The sequence below is a fragment of the Liquorilactobacillus sicerae genome (assembly GCF_029916425.1).
Lineage (GTDB): Bacteria > Bacillota > Bacilli > Lactobacillales > Lactobacillaceae > Liquorilactobacillus > Liquorilactobacillus sicerae.
The window spans coordinates 1-412 of record NZ_JAHAVQ010000322.1 but is presented as its reverse complement, the minus strand read 5'-3'; the positions used below and the strand labels follow the sequence as shown (position 1 = coordinate 412).

Annotated in this window: 1 protein-coding gene; it reads right to left on the bottom strand. The window is 43.2% G+C overall.

Features of this window, described 5'->3' with window-relative positions; all coding sequences use genetic code 11:
• On the bottom strand, nt 1-412 hold a 412-nt coding region (locus KH893_RS12650; RefSeq protein ID WP_281166379.1), incomplete at both ends, for an aminotransferase class I/II-fold pyridoxal phosphate-dependent enzyme.

Sequence of the window (412 nt, the reverse complement as noted above, 5' to 3'; positions counted from 1 at the left end):
ATGCCGCAGCGCACACCAGGTAAACCCAGTTTGGATAAACTCATGCAAAGGATGGTGTTTTGATTCCAAAAAGGCGTCACATCTTCAAAGATGATATTGGGGAACGGAGTGCCGTAGGCGTTATCGATGATTAATGGAATATTATTATCGCGAGCCAGTTTATCGAGCTTCCCAATCTCTTCATCGGTTAATACATTGCCGGTTGGATTGGTGGGGCGTGAAGCACAAATAGCCGCTATCGAATCATCCACATGCACTTGCTCAAAATCAACGTGGTATTTGAACATGCGATTTTCCAGTATTTCAATTTCTGGATGGTAAGACACAAATATATCGTCATCGATTCCCGCATCGCTGTAGCCAATATATTCAGGTGCAAGTGGCAGAAGTATTTTCTTATGATGCCCATTAC